The following is a 22,957-nucleotide window of genomic DNA, read 5'->3' on the forward strand; positions in this document are numbered from 1 at the left end:
TATGTCGCCCAAGGAGCCAGTGAACGGCAACGGAGCCGTGTCGCAGGCGGAAGGTAAACCTTTTATCCGCTTGATTGTGGCCGACACGCAGGCAATATTTCGCGTCGGTGTGCGGAAGGTTCTCGCCCTCGAAGATGACGTCCGTATGGTGGCGCAGGCCGAGAACCTCGGCCAGACGCTCGCGGCGGTCTCAAAGTTTCCCGCAGACGTATTGCTTTTTGAATCGCGCCTGACGCCGAATCCGGCGGAGGCCGTTTCCGAAGTCCTGAAGAAAGCACCCGGCATCAGGGTCATCGTCATTACCGGCGACGTGGATGAAATGACCACCGTCGATTACCTGCGTCGGGGCGTTCGCGGCATCATTAATCGCTCGATATCTCCAGATCTGCTGATCCGCTGCGTTCGCCGGGTCCATGAAGGCGAAATGTGGCTCGACAATCAGGGCGTGAGCTGGGTGATCGAAGCCTATAAGAACCAGGCGACCATGCTTACTTCGCCGCGGCCAAAGAATCGCCTGACCGACAAGGAGATGTTGATTGTGTCTTGCGTGGCGCAGGGCATGAAGAACAAAGACATCGCCGCTGAGGTAGGCACCACCGAACAGGTGGTTAAGAACTATCTCCGTCGTGTTTACGACAAGCTTGGCGTCTCCGACCGCCTCGAATTAGCGCTGTACTGCGTGCATCACAGGCTGCTGGAGAACGCGGCACCGCCGGCCGGCAAGCCCGACGAGCCGGACCTCAATTCGCCGAGCATCAGCGTGCTGCCAAATTAACAAAGTTCGTACTGAACAAAAAAAGCGGCCGAAATGGCCGCTTTTCTGTTTCTAACGGATCTCAGGCTTCTTCCGTATCTGCCGCCCGACGCGCGTTGGCGATTTTCGTACGCAGCCAGCGTGAGTGTCCGTCTTCGAAGTCCGCGAGTTCGGTGTAAATCTGTTTCAGTGCGGTGTCGTGAGTTTCAGGAATCAGCCGGGAATAAAACTTTTGCGCGCCCTCTTCGGCGGCGAGTGCAATTTCGAACGCCTTATATTTCGGCGAAACGGTCGTGTTGGAACGCACGATCGCGAACAATTGCCCGCTTTCGAGTTTCGGAACCTCGATCAACTCGCGGATGTCCTCTTCGGTAATGACGCAGTGCTGCGTACCGTAACGCTCGAAGTACCGCTCCTGCAACATGGTTCCGTGATGGCGTTCCTCGTCGGCCATGTCGTGAAAGACCTGGGCAATCTGGAGCGATTCGGGATCGCGAAACTCGACGAACAACTCGCCGAACTGGGTATAGATCTCCGCATTGCGCTCCTCGATGAATATGGCGACGTGGAGCGCCTCCTGGGCGGACAAAGATGCGAAGTCCCGCTTCATGCTATCTACAGGGTCCAGAAATTTGAGTGATCCCATCTTCTAACGGGCCGCCGGAGTGTGTGCCAATTCCTGCTCAAGTTCGGCTATCTTGGCCCGCAGCCATATGGCTACTGCTTCCTCAACACTGTTCCGATTGTAACCTCTGTCGAGTCGATCGATGGTAGTTCCCTGCGGGTCGAGCGGAATAAAGTGGCAGGGATTCTTCTCTTTCCTGGCGGTCTCGGGCACGAACGACATCAGCATGCAGTCGGTACACGGGTGTGGACGGCCATCCAGGCCCTGGTTAAGGCACGTAACCGAGTCCTGAAAGAAGGAAATTTCCTCCCATGGCATGTGGACCGAACGGCGGTTCCGGCCGTACTCGAGTGACCCGAGCTCAACTTTCAGCTTCTCCAATAATTCCTGCTTGCTGACCATCTGGCCCTCCGGACTGGGATAATCCCCACCGGGATTGTCTGAAAATCGTAAACATCGGGGCTGTGATTTAGGTCACGCAGCCGGGTGTCGCGGGTCCGGCGAGGGCCGCTGAAGCGCCTGATCTACTGATTCCACGGGGATGGCCAGAGAAGATGCGCCTTTGTGACATAAGTCGCAGCTATAGCGGCTTTTCGCTGAGAACCTAATTGCGTGGTGAGGACAATGATGGAAAAACCCAAAAACGTACCCGACTTCGACCAGCGGCCCTTTATCGTGATCTGGGAGACCACCCAGGCATGTGATCTGGCGTGCGTTCATTGCCGCGCGTGCGCTCAGCCGCTGCGAGACTTGCTCGAACTGAGCACGAAGCGGGCCAAGAAATTGATCGACGATATCGCCGAACTGCAGGCTCCGGTATTCGTCATGACGGGTGGCGATCCACTGAAACGGCCAGATATCTTCGAACTGGTCAGCTACTGCCGAGAAAAGGGCGTACGGGCGTCCCTGACACCAAGCGCAACACCACTCCTCACCAAAGAAGCGATCTTGAAGTTGAAAGACGCCGGCCTGGCAAGACTGGCGATTTCGCTGGATGGCTCCGTACCCGAGCTGCACGACAAATTTCGGAAGGTCGATGGGTCCTATGAATGCACGCTGAACGCGGTGCGTTGGGCCCGCGAGATCGACCTCCCGGTGCAGATCAATACCACTATCACCCGCCACAATCTCCACGACATCGACAACATGATCGCGCTCATGGAGAAACTCGACATCGTGCTCTGGAGCGTGTTCTTCCTTGTCCCGACCGGGCGCGGTTCCTCGATCGACCTTATTTCAGCCGAGGAGTTCGAGCAGGTTTTCGAAAAGCTTTATGAAACCGCCCAGCGCGTTTCGTTCGATATCAAGAGCACTGAGGCGCAGCATTACCGGCGGTTCCTGCTGCAAAAGCGGATTGAAGACCGAAAGCCCGGTTCGGGGAAGAAACTGATTCCCTTCCTCGGGGTCAGCACTCCCGACGGAATCGGGAGGGCGCCAAAGGGGATCAACGATGGCAAAGGGTTCGTGTTCGTGTCCCACCGCGGCGAAGTGTATCCAAGCGGATTTCTGCCGATTTCCGGAGGCAACATTCGGAAGCAGTCACTCGGCGAAATATATCGGAACTCTCCTCTTTTCAAGGACCTACGGGATGCCGACAAGCTTGAGGGAAAATGCGGACGCTGCGAGTTTCGGGATATCTGTGGTGGATCTCGTGCCCGTGCCTACGCGCTGACAGGCAATGCCTTCGCAGAAGAGCCGTGCTGCGTCTACGAGCCTAAGCGAGCCCAGAAGCCGGAGAAGGCAGCCGCGATGGCAGGAGACTAGAAAGGTGGGCTCCCGGCGATCACGGGAGCCTAGTGCTTCCTTAGGCAATCAGGCAGCTTTCTTCTGGGGTTTGGTCGGGCTCTGCTTTCTACCCACCCGGGCTTTTTTGCTAAAACCTGCCCCGTTCTGGAGCCTCGGCTCCGCGCCGGTTCTACGGCCGGAGTTAGCTCCACCCATGGACTCCGCTCCGCGGTTATGGTGCGGCTGTTTGGACATGTGGCTCTCCTCGCTCTAATTGATACCTCTACGATGCGCGAACGAACTCTGAAAGCTAAGCCTGGCGGGGAGAACCAGGAGGGTGCCTCTGCTCACTCGGTCCTGTGACGACTTTCACTTCAACTTGTAGGCAGTAGCAGTACCGTAAGAATTGGAGTGTGCAGCGTGTGCCGCTCCAGGGGAGTCATTATGTCAAAGTACATTCGCGGCTTGTTTCTGGCTGTGTCGGTGGTTGCGCTTGCCGGGTTGCTATTTGCGCAAAAGATTCCCAAGTACGACAAGACGGCGGAAGTTAAGCTCTCGACGGTGATCGAAGAGGTGAAAACGATCACAGCGGACAACGGGCAGCAACGCATCTACTTCGTTGTCAAGGACGGGACAGAAGTCTTCGAGGTCTATCTCGCACCGAAGGCTTTTATTGATGACATGTCCGCCGAATTCACAAAGGGAGACAAGGTGGACATCACCGGATCGAAGATCAAAGGTGAAAAGGCCATCATCCTCGCTCGTGAAGTCGTGAATGGAAACAACACCCTCGTTCTCCGGGACAAGGCTGGGGAGCCGGTCTGGACCTGGATGGAAAAGAGCACCGCGGTCGGCAAGTAACCAGAGTTGATTTTCGGGGCTGCACCGGACTCAAGCAGCCCCAGTCCTACCTCTATTTGCATCCATTGGGCATACCCTCCACGTTTGCGCTCACAAATCGTGCCTCGATATACTCTCTTATTACCAATTGCAGTTGCTGGAGCGGGGATGTCCCTATCTGCTGTCATTGTGGACGACGAGCAATTAGCCAGAGACGAGTTGCTTTATTTGCTGAAGTCCGCCGGCGACGTGGATGTAGTCGCACAAGGCCGCAACGGACTCGAAGCAGTGAACCTGATCAAGGAGCACAGCCCCGACATCGTGTTCCTCGATGTGCAGATGCCCGGCTTGGATGGCTTCGGCGTCATCAAGAAACTGCTCGACAAGAAGATTCGAGTCCCGCAGGTAGTGTTCGCGACAGCATTTGACCAGTACGCCGTGAAAGCATTCGAAGTGAACGCGGTTGACTACCTGCTCAAGCCCTTCGACAAAAAGCGAGTTGGCGAGGCACTGCAGCGGGTGAGGAAGAAGTCTGAAACCGGCACCCAGACCGGCGACAAGATTGATGCGCTGGTAAAGATGCTCGAGGACAAACAGCAGAGCAAGGCGCACCCGCAGAAGGTTCTGATCAAGTCGGCAGGGCGTTTGTTCCTGGTGGACCAGCGCGAGATCTGTTACACGTCCATCGAGGACGGAATCATCTCGGTGGTTACTTCCAGCCTGGAAGGCCAGTCAAACTGCAGAACACTCGAAGAGTTGCTCGCCAGCCTGGATCCGAACCTCTTCTGGCGCGCACACCGTTCGTACCTGGTAAATATCAATCGCATTCGCGAAGTTGTACCGTGGTTCAAGAGTTCGTACATGCTTCGCATGGACGACAAGAAGCAAACTGAAATTCCCGTGAGCCGTGCGCAGACCAAGCGTCTGCGTGAGTTGTTCAGGCTCTAGCCATTACGAAAGTAAGGTTCTACCCTAAGGCCATCAATAACTTAGAAAGGTATAATCGCGACAAGCCATGAAGGCATTCGTGTATGTAACGCTTAAGAAGAGCGTGCTCGATCCGCAGGGAAAAACTATTCAAGGCGCTTTAAAGAAACTGGGGTATGGTTCCGTTTCAGACGTGCGCCAAGGCAAGTACTTTGAACTGGAAATCGCCAGCGATGATCGCCAACAGGCGCAAGCGCAGGTAGAAAAAATCGCCAGTGAAGTGCTGACGAACCCTGTTATTGAGGAATACCGCTATTCGCTGGAAGGCTAGGGCTGAGGCCAAAGGTGTCGGGGGCTTGCGGCAAGGGCGCAAGCTGGAGGATTCGCGGATATGTGCGGGATTGTTGGTTACGTCGGCAACAAGCGGGTAGTTCCGGTCATCATTGATGGACTGCGGCGGTTGGAGTACCGCGGCTACGACTCGGCGGGAATCGCCGTTGCCGGTAACGGAGAAGGCCTCCAGATTCGACGCGCCGAAGGCAAGCTGCGGAACCTGGAAGAGGCCATCCGGTTAAAACCCCTCGACGGGACTTACGGCATCGGCCATACACGCTGGGCCACCCACGGCCGTCCGACCGAAGAAAACGCCCACCCTCACCGGGACTGCACGGGCAAGATCGTCGTCGTTCACAACGGCATCATTGAGAACTATCTGCAACTCAAGAAGCAGTTGCTCGACGAAGGCCACAAGTTCTCTACCGAGACAGACACGGAGATCATTGCGCACCTGCTTGAGCGGTATATGAAAGGCGCGAATGGAAACGGTCCGCGTCATCTGGAAGAGGCGATGCGCTGCGCCATTAAGCAGATGACAGGCGTGTATGCGATTGCCGCGATCTCCGTGGACGAACCAAACAAGATCGTGGCCGCCCGCAACGGCCCGCCAGCAGTGATCGGGTTGGGCAAAGACGAGTACTTCGTTGCCTCCGATGTTCCGGCGATCCTGTACCACACACGCGACCTGTTCTTCCTAGCTGACGGCGACCTTGCCGTTATCACTCAGCAGGGCGTCAAGCTCACCGACTTTGACGGCAATGCCATCGAGCGCCAGGTCCAGCACGTGACCTGGGATCCGATCATGGCTGAAAAAGGCGGCTTCAAGCATTTCATGCTCAAGGAAATCTTCGAGCAGCCACGCGCCGTGCGCGACACTACGCTTGGGCGTGTGTCTCTCGATTCAGGCAAGGTGTTCCTTGACGAGATGGACATCACCGAAGCGGAGTTCAAGGCAGCCCGCAAGGTCAATATCGCCGCATGCGGAACCAGTTGGCACGCTGGGCAGGCCGGGAAATTCATGATCGAGCGGCTGGCACGAGTTCCGGTGGAAGTGGATTATGCCAGCGAGTGGCGTTATCGCGACCCGATCGTTGCGAAGGACGCGATCACCATGCTGATCACGCAATCGGGCGAAACGGCGGACACGATCGCGGCGTTGCGTGAAGCGCGCGCCAAAGGCTCGAAGACGCTGGGAATCTGTAATGTTGTGGGATCGATGGTCACCCGTGAGGCGAATGGGACCATCTACACCCACGCCGGACCGGAAATCGGTGTAGCTTCCACCAAAGCATTCACAGCACAATTGACCGCGCTGTTTCTGTTCGCGCTTCACCTGGCTGAAGTACGGGGCGAGATTACTCCAGAACAAGCCAAGAAGCTGATCTCCGAATTGCAGCGCATGCCGGGGAAACTGGAATCGCTGCTGGCTCGCGAAGAAGACACGGAAGACCTGGCGAAGGAGTACCACCGCGTAACGGACTTCCTGTTCCTTGGCCGCGGCATTCATTATCCGATCGCGCTCGAAGGCGCATTGAAGCTTAAGGAAATCTCGTACATCCACGCGGAAGGCTATCCCGCCGGCGAAATGAAGCACGGCCCGAATGCCCTGATCGACGAAGACCTTCCTGTCGTAATCATCGCGACCAAAGATGAGAACGACGAGGGTTCCGTCCTCCGCTATGACAAGACACTGTCGAACCTGAAAGAAGTAAAAGCACGATCGGGCGTGGTGATCGCGGTGGCGACCGAAGGCGACGAGGACATCAAGGAAGCTGCGGACCACGTCCTGTATGTGCCGGCGGCTCCGGAACTGCTGTTACCGATTCTTGAGATCGTGCCGCTACAGTTGCTGGCGTATCACATCGCTGTGCGGCGCGGTTGCGACGTGGACCAGCCGCGAAATTTGGCGAAATCGGTGACAGTTGAATAGGCCGACGATGTTATGGAAAGCGACGGCGCTGCTCCAATGGGTGGCGCCGTTTCCTTTTCGGAGACCTCGCCGATTAGAATCTCCGGCGACTCTCCTGCGGCATCAACTGTCGGTCCGGCGATTCCAATCATTCCACTCAACTGAATTCTCTCCTTGCGAAATGATCAGCGGTGTTGTCGTTTCTGGGTCCCATGAACGTTGCGTCGTGAGCAGCGTCACGACCAATCTAGGTCTTTAGCCTTACAGTTAGTCATCTCCCAATTAGCAGTTCGCGCCCCGCTGCAAGTTGCGTGGCGATGCCGGTCTGTCGAAATGGACGGAAATCGGTTGTCGTACGTACGAATTTTTTCTCCTGCGTTCCCCGCGCGGGAGTTAAACAACTCCGAGGCTACTGTGGTCCCAAAAAGATTGCTTTCTGCAGTCGCAGTGCTGCTTTTCCTTCCCCTATTTGCCGTAATTCCTGGTCACGTTCATGCGTCGTTGCCGCAGCAGGATTCCGGTACGTGGACGTTAGGTCCTTCAACAACGAGTGTGCGGGCAGGCGCAACCGCGACCGTAATGTATGACGGCAGTGTTTTGGTTGCCGGTGGTGTCGACAGAGATGGAAATCCGTTGGCGCAAGTGGAAATACTGAACACGGATGGGACGCTTACCCCTACCGCCCCCATGCACGTGGCACGTACAGGACATGCGGCCGTGTGGCTCTCGACCGGCTACGTACTGGTGAGCGGCGGAACAACGTCCGGGGGAGTGGTAACGAACACCGCCGAGATCTATGACCCGATGCGAAACTCGTGGACCCTCCTTACTGCGGTCCTGAACGATCCTCGGTCGGGCCACACAGCCTCGAATCTCCCCGACGGGAGTGTGCTAATCGCGGGTGGCAATAACGGAACTTACCCGCTCTCCAGCATCGAAATATTCAGCATCACCACAGAGGAATTCTCTTTCGCCGGATCGATGGTGAGTCCGCGCGAGCATCATTCGGCCGTCACGCTGAAAGATGGACGCATTGCGCTGATCGGCGGGGCGAATGAACGCGGAGAAGCACTTGCTTCGACCGTGGTGTTCGATCCCGAATTGCATTCGCTCTCGGATGGTCCGGTGCTTGGGGTCCCGCGTTCCTTCGCAGGCGCCGCGACGCTCCTGGATGGCACCGTACTGGTTGCGGGCGGCGAGACTACCGATCATAAGGAACTCAGGACCGCGGAAATCGTTGACTTCAGCTTCGGGTCGGTTCAGTTGCTTTCCAGTTCCATGGCTGTTCCGCGCTCCCATCACTCGATTCTCGTGCTGAAGGACAGCAATCTGGTTATATTGGCAGGCGGGTTATCCAGTGGTTCTCCGACTTCGTCAGTCGAAGTCTTTACTCCCTGGACGGGAAAGTTCGCCATCGCAGCGCCGATGCTTGCTCCGCGAGTGAGCGCTTGCGCGGTGAATCTCGACTTCGCTCCGGGCCGCGCCATCCTGATCGGCGGGGCGGATCAAGGCTCGACAGAGCTGTACGCATTTGCGACCGTGAAGACCAACCACGCCGACTATTACCCAGGCGACCGGGTTACGATTTCGGGCGCCGGGTGGGTTTCTCTGGAGCAGGTCGAGCTTCAGTTAGCCAGCACGAAGTATGCGCCTGTTTATATGACCGCGCAGGCCAACGCCCTCGGGGAGATCCAGAACTCTGATTTCGTGGTTCCCGCTGACGCCTCGGGCGCAGCCTTTGTTTTGACCGCTATCGGCACACAATCACAAGCGCAGACAGCATTCACCGATGCCAACGAAAACACCACAACAACGGTTGTGGCGACGCCAAACCCGTCCACCTTCGGACAGCAGGTGACACTCACAGCTTCAGTGGTGGTAGCGAACACGAGCACTCCAGTGACCTGCGGTGCGATTCAGTTCAGGGACTCTGCCACTGCTCTGGGTTCGCCTGTTACGGTCGACGGCGTTGGTACTGCCTCTTACTCGGTTACGTTGCTGTCCATTGGCCCTCATTCCATTACTTGCTGCCTATACCAAGGTGGGCGGCCAATGTAAGTTCAACATCAGCACTTCCCTTCCATACACGCAGGTGGTGAATGCGGCTCCCAGTGTGACCACCACAACGCTGTCGGCTGCGCCGAATCCATCGCAATACGGCCAAACCGTAACCCTGACCGCAACGGTTTCGGGTGGCAGCGCAACTCCCACCGGAACAGTCACATTCCTGGATGGAGCTGTCACGCTTGGCACCGGAACACTGAATGCGGGAACGGCTGCGCTGTCTATTTCCACGCTGACAGCCGGCAATCACACGATCGTCGCTCGTTATGAGGGAGATGCTTCGCATGCAGTCAGTACCTCGACGGCACTGACACAGGTCGTGAATCAAGCAGTCCCGACGATCCTCTGGGCTACACCGGCGGACATCGTCTACGGCACCCCACTCGGCGCGGCACAGTTGAACGCGACAGCGAATCTTCCCGGCATGTTTGTTTACAGCCCGGCCGCGGGAAGTGTTCTGAACGCAGGAACACAAACTCTTTCGGCAAGCTTCACGCCCACAGATTCGCTGAACTATTCGATTGCCACCGCTCAAGTGCAGCTGAATGTTTTGAAGTTCACTCCAACGGTAACCGCAACGGGTGGAACATTCACTTACGATGGCAGTCCGAAGCCGGGAGCGGGATCGGCGATCGGCATGGGCGGAGTCAACCTGACTCCTGTGACGCTAACCTACGTCGGTACCGGTTCGACCGTGTATGGTCCGACTGCGACAGCCCCAACGGAAGTTGGGTCGTACTCCGTGACAGCGGACTATGCCGGCGATGCCAACAACAACGCTGCAACATCCGCGGCCGCAGCGCTAACGATTACGTCAGTCACTGCCACGATCACGCTGTCGAACCTCACCCAGACATATGACGGAACACCGAAAGCCGTTACGGCAACGACGTCTCCAGCAGGATTGTCGGTAACACTGACGTACGACGGGAGCACCACCCAACCGATTCACGCGGGGAGCTACTCGGTTTTCGCATCGATCGATAACCCGAACTATACGGGCAGTGCAACCGGAACGCTGATCATCGAAAAGGCAATTCCGTCTGTCACGTGGGCGACACCTGCGAATATTACTTATGGAATTTCGCTCGGCGCGGCTCAATTGAATGCTTCGTCCACTCAGCCCGGAACTTTCCTGTACACACCGGCGCCTGGAACGATCCTCGGAGCGGGAACACAGACGCTTTCGGTCACGTTCACTCCCACAGATCAAGTGAACTACGCATCAAAAGACGCCACCACACAGATCGTAGTCGAGCCGGCGACCATCGTTGTAACCGTGCCCTCCGCATCGCGGGTATACGGAGATCCTGAACCTGCATTCGTTCCGCAGTACACGGGCTTCGTGAACGGAGAAACAGTGGCGGTGCTTACGGCTACAGCCATGTGCTCTACCAGTGCGACTCTTGCAAGTCCGATTACGTCGGGGTCGAACCCGCCGTACGCCATTACGTGCGCTGGAGCAGGCGCGGCGAACTATACGTTCACCTACGCCCAAGGTCAGTTGACCGTGATGCCCACAACACTCATCGTTACTCCCCACAGCTATACGCGGCCGGAAGGCGAACCCAATCCTGTTTTAGCCGGCACAATCTCTGGGGTGAAGAACAACGATCCAATCACCGCCTTGTACAGTACGACCGCCACTGCAAGTAGTCCGGTCGGCACATATCCAATCACCGCGACGGTAAGCGATGGTGGCACAGGACGGCTGGCGAACTATAACCTCACGCTCGAGAATGGCACCTTGAATGTGCTGGAAAAGCAGCCGACAAAGACCACTTTGCCGACTCCCGTGATCACGCCTTCGGTGGGCGTTTTTACCTCGCCGCAGACGGTGACGATAACTTCAAGTACAACGGGAGCCTTGATTTACTACACAACGAACGGCACAACCCCGACCGAAGCCTCGACACTGTACACAGGGTCGTTTACGGTTTCGAGCACCACAACGATCAAGGCGATCGCCACGGCGAGCGGTTACAACAATAGTTGGCCGGCAACCGCGACCGTCAATATCGATGCAGTCGCCCCGGTGATCACCCCTTCGGTGGGAGCCTTCAACTCGCCGCAAACGGTGACCATCATCTCAAGCACACCGGGCACATCGATCTACTACACGATCAACGGCACCACTCCAACCGAAGCATCGACACTGTACACAGCACCGTTTACAGTTTCGAGCACCACAACCATCAAGGCGATCGCCAGCGGAGGAGGCTACGGCAACAGCTGGCCTACCACCGCAACCGTCACCATCAACGCTGTCGCACCGGTGATCACGCCTTCGGTGGGAGTCTTTACCTCGCCGCAAACCGTAACGATCACCTCAAGTTCGCCAGGCGCTTCGATTTACTACACAACCAACGGTACCACCCCAACGGAAGCCTCAACGCTGTACACAGGACCGTTCACGGTTTCGAGCACGACAACGGTCAAGGCGATTGCTGCGGGAGGTGGCTACGGTAACAGCTGGCCTACCACCGCAACCGTCACCATCAACGCTGTGGCCCCGGTGATCAAGCCTTCCATGGGCGTTTTCACCTCGCCGCAAACGGCGACGATTACGTCAACGACACCGGGGACATCGATCTATTACACGACCAATGGCACCACCCCAACGAAGGCTTCGACCTTGTATACGGGACCGTTTACGGTTTCGAGCACCACAACTATCAAGGCGATTGCAACCGGAGGCGGCTACGGCAATAGCTGGCCTACTTCGGCAACCATTACGATCAAGTAAGCCGGGGTTGTAAGAATAGAAATCAGGCCGGAAATCCTCCGGCCTGATGTTTTTTACGCGTGTCCCTGACGAAGGTCGAAGCCGCGTGGAGACGTTATCCGATTGGCAATCGCGCAGGAACGGACTGCTCAACGTTCGAAATCAACTCTGCCATTGAAGTTACCTGTTCAACGTCGAGGCCCTGGTGTATCGGCAGGAAGAACAGGTGATTGTAGAGCTTCTTAGCCGCAGGAAACTTCTCCAGATCGACATTCGGGGGAATCACATCCTCCCATGCGGATGCCGGAATTCCGTGCTGCCGTAATGTTCGGTGAAACAGAGGACTGTCGTTCCACACAGGACATTGCAGCGGACACACGTCGGAAGGAAACTGAGGAAAGAGGGGTCGCGTTGCGCATTGCCTGAGGTGGAGTTCACGCGCCAATGCTGCGTAATTCCGTCGCCTTGATTCGTACAGGAAGTTGGAGTCCGTGTGGGCCCGGATGAAATTCGAAGCACCGGTAGCTGGAAGTTCAGCGAGGCTTGCGGTGAACTCTACGCTGCTGCTCTCCATAGCAGTCGAGGACTTCCCCGTTTCCTGGTCCGAAGAATTGGGCCGCCTCGATCCGCGAAGTAAGCGAACCGCGCCTGCAGTCGCCCTTGCGAACAGACCATCGGGAGCACCAAGGTTATCGACAACATACTTGGCACTTCGTGCTGATAGGCCCATCGGGACCTTTCGCGAGGTTGTTTTTCTAGTATCCAGAAACAGCAGGTCAGATCCGTCCATTACCGGCAGAAACTTGCGCCAACTGAAAACTGTGAAATCCCCGACGGTTCCGGCGTTGGTCCAAGGTCCGGGAAAGACGTGTGCGGCGTCTTCGATCAACAGCAGTTTGTGATGCGAGCAAATCTCGCGAAACGTGTCCATCAGCTGCACAAAGCCGAAGTAATGGACCACCAGAATCGCACGGGTGTCAGGAGTTATGCGTGTGACCAGGTCATCGTAGTCCGGGCGCAGTTGCTCATCCACCACATAGAAGTCAACAGCGGCACCTGCTGCTTCGATTGCCTCGACTGCCACTCGGCATATGTAGCTGGGGATGAGCACACGCTGTCCGGCCCCCACGCCGAATGCGCGCAGGCCCTGGCAAATTCCGTAACGGCCAGACAAAAATGTGTTCGCAGATTTGATTCTTTTCGGACGCTGGTCAGCAAACTTCAGGCTCGAGAATGAAGCTCGTGGGCTTGGGGGAATCCGAAATAGTGGGCGTCCGTTCACGGAATTGTCTCTAAATTCAGACGGGCTTCTGTGGTTCGGCCTGCTTCTTCTGTTTCAAATTACCCAGCATCGACTTAACCCAGCCGCCGCCAACGTTACGGGCAACGGCCATGAGTCCCTTCGGCGTACGCGTGTTCATTGCGAGTAGTCCCCAACGCTCACGACGATGCGACATCCAGCGCTTCTTGTACTCGTCATCGCCCGACAGGAAATCAACGCAACTGACACGGTCTTCGTCGAGTGCGATCTGCATAAGGTGCGCTGTCAGCACCGTTCCGAGCGACAGCTTTGCGAAGCGCTCGTCATACGCAACTTTATAAATGGATGAAGTGCCAGAACGCGTGATCCAAATCTGGGCAGCGGCGGGTTCTCCGTCGAGATACACGACTCCCAGTCGCAGCCACCCTTGTTTCGCGCACATATGCACCAGTTCACGAATGAACTCAGGCCGGGCTTCATCCTTCTTCCAACTGTTCTGATAAACCTTCTCGTAGGCCTCGACGGCCGGACCGACTTCCGGACCTGATCGGATCACCTCGACGCGGGCACGGCCAGTCTGGAGCAACTGTTTGTTCGCGCGCTTCAGGTTGTTGGTGATCACACTCGACAAACCTTTGAGATAATCCGCGTAGGATCGCCCCGCGACTTCCAGATATAGGTTGCCGTAAAGAAAGTATCTCTGAGTGACAAAACCTGCACTTCGGAAAGCAGCGTCCAGTGTGTTGTATTCCTCGGACTCGGGGTCCATCGGGCGCAGGTTGACCGTGTCCCACGCCGGCCTCTCCTGCCGGATGAACTGCACAAAACGTGGCAACACATCTCCCGCGTCTGCGCCATCAGCGAGAACGGGCGAATAAAACGACGAATAGTAGTTCGCCAACGGAGACAGTTCGCGGTCTTCGAATCTGCATGGAAAGAGGCAGAGAGGCGCACCGGTGTCGTCCTGAACGGCATAGAGACGAACCTTTTCCTTGGGGTCCAGTCCGTTTGCGGTCAGAACCTCCAGCCACGGCCGGGTACAAAACAGGCTGTCCGGATCTGAGCTTTCAAAGATTTGGCCCGGGATCTGACGAAAATCTTCGTATACACGAACAGCCGCCGCACGCGTGTGCAGCGACGTCTTTGCCGGAGATGATGGAATGACAGAACTCATCGATACTTTTTAAGGCTGAATAGACAGGGGAACTCAGAAGCGGCGCTTCCGCCGCTCCCCGGAGTTCATCTTAAGCGGATGATACAGGCGATGCCAGTTACATTCGAACTACTGCCTCGGTGCGTAATACCCTTTTCGCGCACGGACCTTAAGGTTCTTTTGGTTTTGAGCCACGATATCAATGGAACGATAGCGTCCGTCGGACTTGAAATCAGCAGGTTTATAGGACAGCAGGTACTGGCTGCGTAGTTCGTCCTGAATCTCGGAGAATGCGTTGGCGACATCTTCGATCTTGAAGGGGAAGAATGCGCGGCCGCCGGTCGCATCTGCCATGCGCTCCAGCACCTTGTCGCCTTTCAGCTTCATGCCGCTGATATTGGTGCTGATCGGGTAAATCACCACTTCCGCACGCTGGGCCATCTCGATGGCCTCTTCACGGGTGACGCGACTCTGATTGTCCTCGCCGTCGGTGAGAAGGATGATCGCTTTGCGTGTGGCTACCGTGTCCTTCTCCTTCATAAGTTTGTCGCGACAGGCGAAGTAAATAGCGTCATACAAGGCGGTACCACCACCCGGACGCAGCAGGCGAACCCCTCTCGATAGCTTTTCGGTGCTGTCCGTGAAATCCTGCGTGACTTCCGCGGTCGTGTCGAAACCGATGACAAAAGCCTTATCTGACTTTGCGCGAACAATCTGGTTGAGAAACTCGATGGCCGCATCCTGCTCGAAGCGGAACCTGTCGCGGATGGAGTTACTGGCGTCCACCAGCAGTCCGACCCGGAGTGGCAGGTTGGTTTCGCTGCCGAACCTGCGGATCGCCTCAGGAGGCCTGCTGTCGTCCAGGACGCGGAAATCGTTTTGCTTCAGGTCCTTAACAAACCGGCCGCGCTTGTCGGTAACCGTAAACACAACGTTGACTTCGTTGACTCCGACCACAAACGTGGTAAGTGGCTCATTGTCGGGAGCATCGTTGTCGTTGGCGGTCGCACCGCCCGGTACGCTGGAGCTGGCTGACGCTGATTTCGGGTCTGCCTGCGCGGGTGCCGGCTGAGCCTGAGCTGGCTGTGCTGCCGCAGGTTGCGGTGATTCCTTCGGAGCAACTGGTGGCGGAGGTGGGGCCTGCTTCTGTTGTTGCTGCTGGACAACGGCAGAAGGTGCGGACGGCAAATCAGACGAGGACTGCGCGACCGCCGAAACCGAAGTCAGCATGAAGACGAAAATGATTGCAAAACTGATTCTCAAAATAACCCTCGACCTTACGCCTAAACATTATAGTCGTTCAGGAACGCTGCACGGGCCAATATGCCTCGCGCCAAAACCGTCATTCTGCCTCGATTTTCGTCAGAAATTCGGTTAGTTCGCCCGGCAACTCAGCTTCAAACCTCATGACCTTGCCGGTCCTCGGCTGCCGAAATTCCAGCTTCGCCGCGTGTAGAAACTGTCGCTTCAGGCATAGTGGCTCAATCCCTTTTGGCCCCCTGATCTCCTCGGGCGCTCCATAGAGCGTGTCGCCTACGATCGGATGGCCCAGCGATGAAAGATGGACCCGGATCTGGTGCGTCCTGCCGGTCTCGATCTTGACCTCCACCAGGGAAAACTTGCCGAAACGAGAGTCGATCTCTCTCATGACCGTGTAGTGAGAAACCGCGGTTCGTCCGCCCGATCCCTTCACCGTCATCCGTGTCCGCCGGACAAAGTCCCGTGAAATTGGCGCGTTCACGGTTCCCTTCTTCTGCTTAAAAAACCCATGGGCCAACGCGACGTACACCTTGCTCACTTCACGACTGGAGAACTGGGCTGCCAGTTTGCGATGGGCAGCATCATTCTTCGCGATCACAATAAGTCCACTCGTGTTGCGGTCCAGTCGGTGCACGATGCCTGGTCGCAGTTCTCCACCGACCTCAGACAGCCCACCGAACCTGTGGAGCAACGCGTTGACGAGAGTTCCTCGATTGCGATCGTCTTCGGTGGCCCCCGCTCCAGCATGGACCATCATGCCTGCCGGCTTGTTGACGACCGCCACATCCTTATCTTCAAACACGATATCGAGCGGAATGTTCTCCGCCACAGCCCGCAGCGGTTCCACCTGCGCAGGCCCGGTTACCAAGATGATTTCCCCGCCATGAAGTTTCGAAGCCGCCTTTGACGCTTTGTCGTTTACGAGCACCTTCTTTTGCTCAATGAGTTGCTGCGCCCGGGCCCGGCTGATGTCGGGGATCTTGGCCACCAGGAACTGGTCCAGTCGCTTTCCGGCATCTTCCGAGGTCGCGTGTAATTCCAGTGGCTCGATGGACATGGGACAGTCCATTACAGCAGAAGCTCAAGCATGGAGGTAGTTGTTAAGGCAATTCCAGCGGAACTAGCGCAGGCGCGCCAGCACCAGAGTGATGTCGTCCGGTTGCTCCACACCGCCTATCCAGTCCTTCACAGCGGCCACCACAAGGTCGGATATACGCTGTAGGGGCAGGTGCTGGTTTTCCCGCACCAGCTGAATCAGTCTCTCTTCCCCAAATTCGCCGAACTCGTTCTCGGGCTCGCTGAGACCGTCACTGTATGCAATGAATATCTCTCCCGGACGTAGCGTCACTTCGGCTTCTTCGAATGTAAGTCCTTCGAGAAGTCCAATCACGCTGCCACCTTGGTCGAGTCTGCGGAGTGAACCGTCTTCCGAGAGAATCAATGGGGGAAGGTGTCCGGCATTGCAGTAGGTGAGCTTCTGCGATTTACCGTCATAAATCCCCAGGAAAATCGTCGCGTACTTCTCCAAGGGAGTACTCCGGTAGACCTGCCGGTTCAACATGGTGCAAAGCAGCGAAGGCGAAATTTCGGCTGCACCTTCCTGCTCTATTCGCGAAAGTGAATACGACCCGCCGTGCCCCACTCCAGCAGTCGCCATCATCGGAACCCGTTCCAGACTGTAGGCTCGAACCGCGGAATGGATTGTCGCCATGAGCAGTGCAGCCGAAATTCCCTTTCCGCTGATATCACCTACGGCCAGTGCGAGGTGATCCGGACCAAGGGGTACGAAGTCGTAGTAGTCGCCACTCACGCTTCGTGCAGGCTCACAGAACCCGTACAGTTCCAGCGATTCGACGTCGAAGACGCCCTTCGGGAACAGTTGCGCCTGGACTTCCTGCGCGATGGATAACTCGTTCTCCAGCCTTTGCTTCTCTTTCTGCTCAATCAGCAGACGCCGAATGTTCTCAGTCATGCTGTTGAACGAAGTCTCCAGCGAGGCCAACTGGTCATTCGTCGTCACGTGGATGCGATGTGAAAAGTCACCGCGGTTCACGTGCTGGGTGGCGCGGTAGAGTTTGTAAACCGATGCCGTGATCGTCCGCGTCAGCCTTACTCCGATAATCAGCGCAATCAACTCGATAATCCCGAAGAAGATCGCCACGGCCGCCAGCACGTAAAGCACGGCATTCACGAACTGTCCCACGGTACGGAATAGGCGTTCGTACATCAAAGAGGGCCGTGTCCGCACGACCATCAGAACGGTGGCTTGATTCGCGCTGTCCCACTCCAGGGCCGACACGGTGGAAAGAAATGTCACTTCGCGATCGAAGCGGTTTTTCGGCGGTGTGAGCGGAGCCGCGCTCTGAATCGCCCGCGACCGGTTACCTGCCTGCTGATCCAAATCGAGAATCTCATTTGAGCCGGAGGAGATACGCAGGCCCTGGCGAGGAGTTCCCTGCCCATTCGCCTGGGTTCGGCTGAAAGGCTCCAGCGAGATCACGCCGATTCGCTCAGCCACCTTCGCCATCAGTTCGGTATCGAGCGGAACACTCGAAATTACGGTCAAGTTCTCGCCTCCGACATCGAGTTGGCGCGCCGACCGCAGTGAGAGCCCTGATTCGTCCAACGAGAGCGAAGAGATTCCTTTGTCGATCGACTTGGGAATCGGTACTGGCACCGGTTTTTGTCGCGACGGCCGTTCGAGTGCCGATGCCAGAACGTAGACATTGTCCTTGTACCAGGCAGTGACCATCCGATTGGGAAAGGCCTCTTCGCGCGCACTGGCGTTTTGCAGGATGTCGGGCGTAATCGGCTTTCCCTTACGCAGCGAGGTCGCGATCTCGGATGCTAGCCGCTGGTTGACCGCATCAATCCTGCGAATTTCCGTTTGCAGGTCCGAAGTAGCCACGTATGTGGCGAACTGACCCACAAACAGATAGGTGATCAGCAACCCCATGCCGATGAGCAGGGCGACCGGTATGACCCCAATGAAGACGTAGGTCACAATCAGCCGGTTTCTCACGGCCCACATCAGGCGAGTGCGGAACCATCGCATCCCTACGTACAACCATAGGAAGAACGACGTATACCCCAGTACGGTAATCCAGCCATCTACGGATCCGGATCCCGGGCCGCGCAACTTCACGGCGATCCACTGGAACAGGATCAGGAACAGGACAATACCGAGCAGGTACAGTGCGATCCGCGCCAGCAGGCTGGTGGGCTCCAGCCCATGCTTGTGTAGAAACCTGCGTAGTTGTCGCCAGCGTGATCGCATGCAGGAAGTCCCGATGATTATAGACGTGAGAAACAGCGGATTGGCCGCAAAGATGCACCCCGCTCGACCGGAGTGCACATGGCTTCCTTACTGTTTATTACGAACCGGACTTTGTTGCGGTTCCTCATATCTCCGGATACAAATCAAAGAAAGCCTCAACACTGGTCTGCAACTGAGACTCTATCGAGCGCTTGCTTCCTTCCAAAACGTGCATCGTAACGCGGGCCTCGCGACCATTCTTCAGTTTGACAATCGCTTCGCCCACCTCTTCGATTTCCTCGGCGGGGAGAAGCCTCATTCCGTATACCAGGACCAGATTTGCCATGGCGGGCATTTTACCTGTGTATGCGTGTAAAATCTCCCGGTGCTACTACGCCTTAACCCTTCGCTCCGGATTCTGTTCGTCACCCTCGGAATGCTGTCTGGCGCCATGGCGCAGGAAACCAAGAAGGAGCAGCCTGAGGTTCGGGTCAATTACCTGAACGTCTGCACGCCCTCCGCTGAAGATCAGGCCGAGATCCGCAGTGCCCTGGCGAAAGTTCCTGCCCCGAAGTTCACGCCTGACTTCGAAATTTCGCGCGGGCACTCCACCATGGAACAGGCTCCCGCAGCCAACTGGGTTCGGATTCGTAAGGAATTCCCGGCATCGGTGCCGGTCGTTGCAGCTCAGTACTCCATGAGCGTGGACGAAAAGAACGTGATCGAAACGCTTGTGTTTCGCTCTCGCGAAGCGAAGGACGTTATCCAAGTGCAACTCGAGACCACGGTATCCGGTGCGCAAGACGCGAAGTCGGTGCTTGCGACCAACACGCCTGTCCAACGGATAAAACTGGAGCGATTCGGCAAATCTTCCGTGGTTCTGGCCCGCTGCCCCGCCGCCGACCAGACGGCCTACGAGCCTTTGTTCCGCAGCGCCTCGGAAGTGCTTGGCCGCTATCGCACTGCGCTCGGGGTTAAGACCTTGGTTCCACGTGAGTTATCGATGCTGGGCCCGGCATCACCGGCTGCGAAATCCACAGCCGCACCGAAGAAGAAGTAGATTCGCGACTGAATCCTTTATATACAAGCTGTATCAATACTGACAGAGAACAATGGAAAATATTCGCAAGACAGTCATCATCGGATCCGGCTGCGCCGGATGGACCGCCGCTATCTATACGGCTCGTGCAAACCTGAAACCGCTCGTCCTCGCTGGGCACGAACCCGGTGGGCAGCTCTCTCTCACCACCCTGGTTGAGAACTTCCCCGGATTCCCAGAAGGCATCCAGGGACCTCAACTCACTGACAACATGCGCATCCAGGCGGAGCGCTTCGGTGCCGAACTGGTGCATGGTGTTGTGACCGCCGCCGATCTTAAGAAATCGCCGATCGAACTCACGGTCGGCAAGGACATGGTCCGCACGGAAACTCTGATCATCGCCTCTGGTGCTTCAGCTCGCTGGCTGGGACTACCCAGCGAGCAGGCGCTCATCGGACATGGAGTGTCTTCGTGCGCTACGTGCGACGGCTTTTTCTTCTCCGGGAAGCCGATCACGGTCATCGGCGGTGGCGACTCCGCCATGGAAGAAGCGCTGTTCCTCACTCGCTTTGCTTCAAGCGTCACCCTGATCCACCGTCGCGATCAGTTCCGTGCTTCCAAGATCATGCTCGACCGTGCTCGCGCACATCCGAACATCGAAATGATGACCGATACCATCGTGGAGGAAGTCTTCGACGTCGAAAAGAAGGAAGTCACCGGCCTGAAGCTTCGTAATCTGAAGACCGGCACCGTCTTCGATCATCCGACTAGCGCCATGTTCCTCGGCATTGGCCACATTCCCAATACCAAACCGTTCGTCGGGCAACTCGACATGGACGACGAGGGATACCTGAAGACGCGTGACAACGTCTTCACCAACATTCCGGGCGTGTTCGCTTGCGGCGATGTACAGGACCGCCGGTATCGCCAAGCGATTACGGCCGCCGGTTCAGGCTGTATGGCTGCTCTGGAAGTGGAAAAGTATTTGGAAGCCAGAGGTCACTAATCGGCTTCTTAGAAGTGAAGAGCGCGGGTATATGCCCGCGCTTATTTACTTTGCAGTTCGATAATGCCGTGGGCTACAGCCGAACTCTGTTCTAAATGCACGATTAAAGTTCGACACATCGCCGAACCCGCACTCCAACGCCACGTCCACAATTTTGCGATCCTCGGTCACGATCCTCGTCGCGGCCTCGCGTAAGCGTGTCCGCAATACGTATTGATGCGGCGTCACACCCGCTACAGTCTCGAAGGTCCTCAAAAAGTGATATGGGCTTAAGCGCGCCGCGCCCGCCATCGCCTCAAGCGACCATTCCGCCTGTGGATCACGCTCGATCGCCCTGAGTACGCTGGTGACCGATTTTTGGGAACTAGGAGTAGAGTCGATCAGTCGTGATGGCAGTCCATGAACCAACTGGACGGCAAGCGCTGCCAATCTGACACTGATCTCGTCCCAGGGTGTTTCAACGCCCACGACGCCACCGCAGGCCTGCGCCACGAGTGGTGAGAGTTCGCGAACTACGGGGATGCGGACGTCCGGGAAGATTGGTTTGGCATGCTTCACTCCCGCGTCCGAGGCGATGCGCTCGAAGTATTCCGGCTCGTACCAGAACGCGATGCAGCGGTCACCTATGGCATGGTCGTGACCGCAATCGAAGCGGCGGCCATAGCTACCGAGCATCAGGGATCCGGGAGTCATGACCTCGTGCCGGACACGTAGTCCGGTTTCAGCGCGGTACTGGAACGTCCCTGCCACTACCATCGCAATCGACACCTGCTGGTGACGTTCCTCGAAGCGACGGTCGTGCGGCCCCGATGTGCATAGCACATCGCCTACCTGCCAGCCGATACCCCCGCCGAGCAGGCGTGAACGGGTGGAACCCGGCCCCCCGGCGTTGATCCGTGCCGTGACCGCCTGCTCCAATTCGACCGCAATTTTTGCCAAGAACCGCCCCCGTGCCTCGGCCTATAAACGACCTCGAGGACACTCATTCTCTTTTGGATGACCCCGGAGGTCAAACGATGAACACAATCGCCGCCGCCGAACTGGCGGCCTTCCCTTCGGCGCTGGCGTCCGCCGGACGCTCGCCTGAAATACCCGAATCCGACGATATTTACGGCTTCCTCGTCGGCAGTTGGGAACTCGACATTCGTGTGTACTGGCAGGACATTTCCGAGCTAAACCTGAAAGCTGAGGCGCACTTCGGGTGGGTGCTCGAAGGACGTGCCATCCAGGACGTCTGGATCATTCCTCGTCCGGAGCATCGCGGTTCCATGCCGAACCCAAACATTTACGCATACGGCACTACCATGCGCGTGTACGACCCGAAGCTTCGTGCCTGGCATGTAACGTGGATCAATCCCGTAACTGGACAGCGCAACGAACTCACCGGGCGTCGCATTGGCAACGATATCGTCCAGATCGGTGCACTTCCCGACGGCACGCCGATTCGCTGGAACTTCACCGAAATCACACAAAACTCATTCCGTTGGACGGGCGAAACCCTCCAACCTGACGGCCACACCTGGCTGCTACAAGGAAAATTCCATGCCCACCGCATCCGCTAAAGAAAAGAACTCCGCAACGAGCACTTCGATGATTCGTACCCACCTTCAGTACATCTTGAATGGCGACGGAGCGCACGCCGACTTCAACTCCGCCGTAAAGGACTTTCCGGAAGAACAGCGTGGCACACGTCCGCAGGGCGCTTCACATTCGCCCTGGGAGGTGCTCGAACATCTTCGAATTGCGCAGCGCGATGTCCTCGACGGGATTAACAATCCAAATCATGTCCAGCCCGAGTTCCCCTCGGGTTACTGGCCCACGAGCCAACAGCCGAAATCCGCGAAGGACTGGGACCGCAGCGTCATCTCCTTCAAGCAGGATTTCCAGGCGATCCTCGATCTGATGGACGAACGCGATCCCATGGCACCGCTGCATGGCTCTGCCGACCAGACCATTGCGCGCAGGCTCCTTATGCTGGCCGACCATACTTCCTATCATCTCGGCGAACTTATCCTCCTCCGCCGCCTCCTGGGCGCCTGGAACGAATAGGCTGAGACCGGCTGGCCCGCATCGCTTG

General features: G+C 56.9%; 21 protein-coding genes. 12 read left to right on the forward strand and 9 right to left on the reverse strand.

The features are described 5' to 3' along the window. Position 1 precedes the first annotated feature (1 nt). A complete protein-coding gene (locus tag VN577_19315; GenBank protein HWR16987.1) occupies positions 2–775 on the forward strand; it encodes a response regulator transcription factor in 774 nt (257 codons plus the stop codon). Between the two features lie 61 nt (positions 776–836). On the opposite strand, the gene VN577_19320 is transcribed toward VN577_19315, so the two are convergent. Next, positions 837–1,364, reverse strand: coding sequence for a ferritin family protein (locus VN577_19320; GenBank protein HWR16988.1), 528 nt, complete (start codon positions 1,362–1,364; stop codon positions 837–839). Positions 1,365–1,403: 39 nt separating this feature from the next. After that, positions 1,404–1,781, reverse strand: a complete 378-nt coding sequence (locus VN577_19325; GenBank protein HWR16989.1) for a hypothetical protein — start codon at positions 1,779–1,781, stop codon at positions 1,404–1,406. Positions 1,782–2,003: 222 nt separating this feature from the next. Here VN577_19325 and VN577_19330 point away from each other — a divergent pair, with 222 nt between their 5' ends. The 7 genes from VN577_19330 to VN577_19360 all read left to right on the forward strand — a co-directional run bounded on the left by VN577_19330 (position 2,004) and on the right by VN577_19360 (position 11,926). Further along, positions 2,004–3,143, forward strand: a complete 1,140-nt coding sequence (locus VN577_19330) for a TIGR04053 family radical SAM/SPASM domain-containing protein (GenBank protein ID HWR16990.1) — start codon at positions 2,004–2,006, stop codon at positions 3,141–3,143. Between the two features lie 405 nt (positions 3,144–3,548). Next, positions 3,549–3,965: a hypothetical protein gene (locus VN577_19335; GenBank protein ID HWR16991.1), complete on the forward strand. Its 417-nt coding sequence runs from the start codon at positions 3,549–3,551 to the stop codon at positions 3,963–3,965. 147 nt (positions 3,966–4,112) lie between these two features. Further along, complete coding sequence (locus VN577_19340; GenBank protein HWR16992.1) at positions 4,113–4,892, forward strand: LytTR family DNA-binding domain-containing protein; 780 nt, start codon at positions 4,113–4,115, stop codon at positions 4,890–4,892. A 67-nt stretch (positions 4,893–4,959) separates the two neighbouring features. After that, entirely contained in the window at positions 4,960–5,202 is a 243-nt protein-coding gene (purS, locus tag VN577_19345; GenBank protein ID HWR16993.1) for a phosphoribosylformylglycinamidine synthase subunit PurS, read from the forward strand. 60 nt (positions 5,203–5,262) lie between these two features. Continuing rightward, positions 5,263–7,137 carry a glutamine--fructose-6-phosphate transaminase (isomerizing) gene (glmS, locus tag VN577_19350; protein ID HWR16994.1) on the forward strand — a complete coding sequence of 625 codons (1,875 nt, stop codon included), beginning with the start codon at positions 5,263–5,265 and terminating at the stop codon, positions 7,135–7,137. Between the two features lie 393 nt (positions 7,138–7,530). Then, complete coding sequence (locus VN577_19355) at positions 7,531–9,174, forward strand: kelch repeat-containing protein (GenBank protein ID HWR16995.1); 1,644 nt, start codon at positions 7,531–7,533, stop codon at positions 9,172–9,174. Next, entirely contained in the window at positions 9,122–11,926 is a 2,805-nt protein-coding gene (locus VN577_19360) for a chitobiase/beta-hexosaminidase C-terminal domain-containing protein (GenBank protein HWR16996.1), read from the forward strand. The genes VN577_19355 and VN577_19360 overlap by 53 nt, the downstream gene beginning before the upstream one ends. 94 nt (positions 11,927–12,020) lie before the next feature. Here the strand turns inward: VN577_19360 and VN577_19365 are convergent, their stop codons facing one another. From VN577_19365 to VN577_19390, 6 genes are all read right to left on the reverse strand, one after another. After that, a complete protein-coding gene (locus VN577_19365) occupies positions 12,021–13,079 on the reverse strand; it encodes a DegT/DnrJ/EryC1/StrS family aminotransferase (GenBank protein HWR16997.1) in 1,059 nt (352 codons plus the stop codon). Between the two features lie 124 nt (positions 13,080–13,203). Continuing rightward, positions 13,204–14,340: a GNAT family N-acetyltransferase gene (locus tag VN577_19370; GenBank protein HWR16998.1), complete on the reverse strand. Its 1,137-nt coding sequence runs from the start codon at positions 14,338–14,340 to the stop codon at positions 13,204–13,206. A 108-nt stretch (positions 14,341–14,448) separates the two neighbouring features. Then, positions 14,449–15,582, reverse strand: a complete 1,134-nt coding sequence (locus VN577_19375; GenBank protein HWR16999.1) for a VWA domain-containing protein — start codon at positions 15,580–15,582, stop codon at positions 14,449–14,451. Between the two features lie 79 nt (positions 15,583–15,661). Next, positions 15,662–16,636 (reverse strand): RluA family pseudouridine synthase, encoded by a 975-nt coding sequence (locus VN577_19380; GenBank protein ID HWR17000.1) that lies wholly within the window; start codon positions 16,634–16,636, stop codon positions 15,662–15,664. Between the two features lie 63 nt (positions 16,637–16,699). Continuing rightward, the gene (locus VN577_19385) at positions 16,700–18,856 is read right to left on the reverse strand and encodes a SpoIIE family protein phosphatase (GenBank protein HWR17001.1); all 2,157 of its coding nucleotides are present in this window, start codon (positions 18,854–18,856) and stop codon (positions 16,700–16,702) included. Between the two features lie 124 nt (positions 18,857–18,980). Then, positions 18,981–19,181, reverse strand: a complete 201-nt coding sequence (locus tag VN577_19390) for a hypothetical protein (protein ID HWR17002.1) — start codon at positions 19,179–19,181, stop codon at positions 18,981–18,983. A gap of 39 nt (positions 19,182–19,220) precedes the next feature. On the opposite strand from VN577_19390, the gene VN577_19395 reads away from it, so the two are divergent. Next, positions 19,221–19,895 (forward strand): hypothetical protein, encoded by a 675-nt coding sequence (locus VN577_19395; protein ID HWR17003.1) that lies wholly within the window; start codon positions 19,221–19,223, stop codon positions 19,893–19,895. 52 nt (positions 19,896–19,947) lie between these two features. Beyond that, a complete protein-coding gene (gene trxB / locus VN577_19400) occupies positions 19,948–20,880 on the forward strand; it encodes a thioredoxin-disulfide reductase (protein HWR17004.1) in 933 nt (310 codons plus the stop codon). A 45-nt stretch (positions 20,881–20,925) separates the two neighbouring features. Here the strand turns inward: trxB and VN577_19405 are convergent, their stop codons facing one another. Beyond that, on the reverse strand, positions 20,926–21,819 hold the full coding sequence (locus VN577_19405; GenBank protein ID HWR17005.1) for an AraC family transcriptional regulator: 894 nt from the start codon (positions 21,817–21,819) through the stop codon (positions 20,926–20,928). A gap of 77 nt (positions 21,820–21,896) precedes the next feature. Between VN577_19405 and VN577_19410 the strand changes: the two genes are divergently transcribed. Both VN577_19410 and VN577_19415 read left to right on the forward strand, forming a co-directional pair. Further along, entirely contained in the window at positions 21,897–22,442 is a 546-nt protein-coding gene (locus VN577_19410; GenBank protein HWR17006.1) for a hypothetical protein, read from the forward strand. Next, positions 22,423–22,929: a DinB family protein gene (locus VN577_19415; protein HWR17007.1), complete on the forward strand. Its 507-nt coding sequence runs from the start codon at positions 22,423–22,425 to the stop codon at positions 22,927–22,929. The genes VN577_19410 and VN577_19415 overlap by 20 nt, the downstream gene beginning before the upstream one ends. Positions 22,930–22,957: the final 28 nt, after the last annotated feature.

The organism is Terriglobales bacterium (assembly GCA_035561515.1).
In the GTDB taxonomy this organism is placed as follows: domain Bacteria; phylum Acidobacteriota; class Terriglobia; order Terriglobales; family Acidobacteriaceae; genus DATMXP01.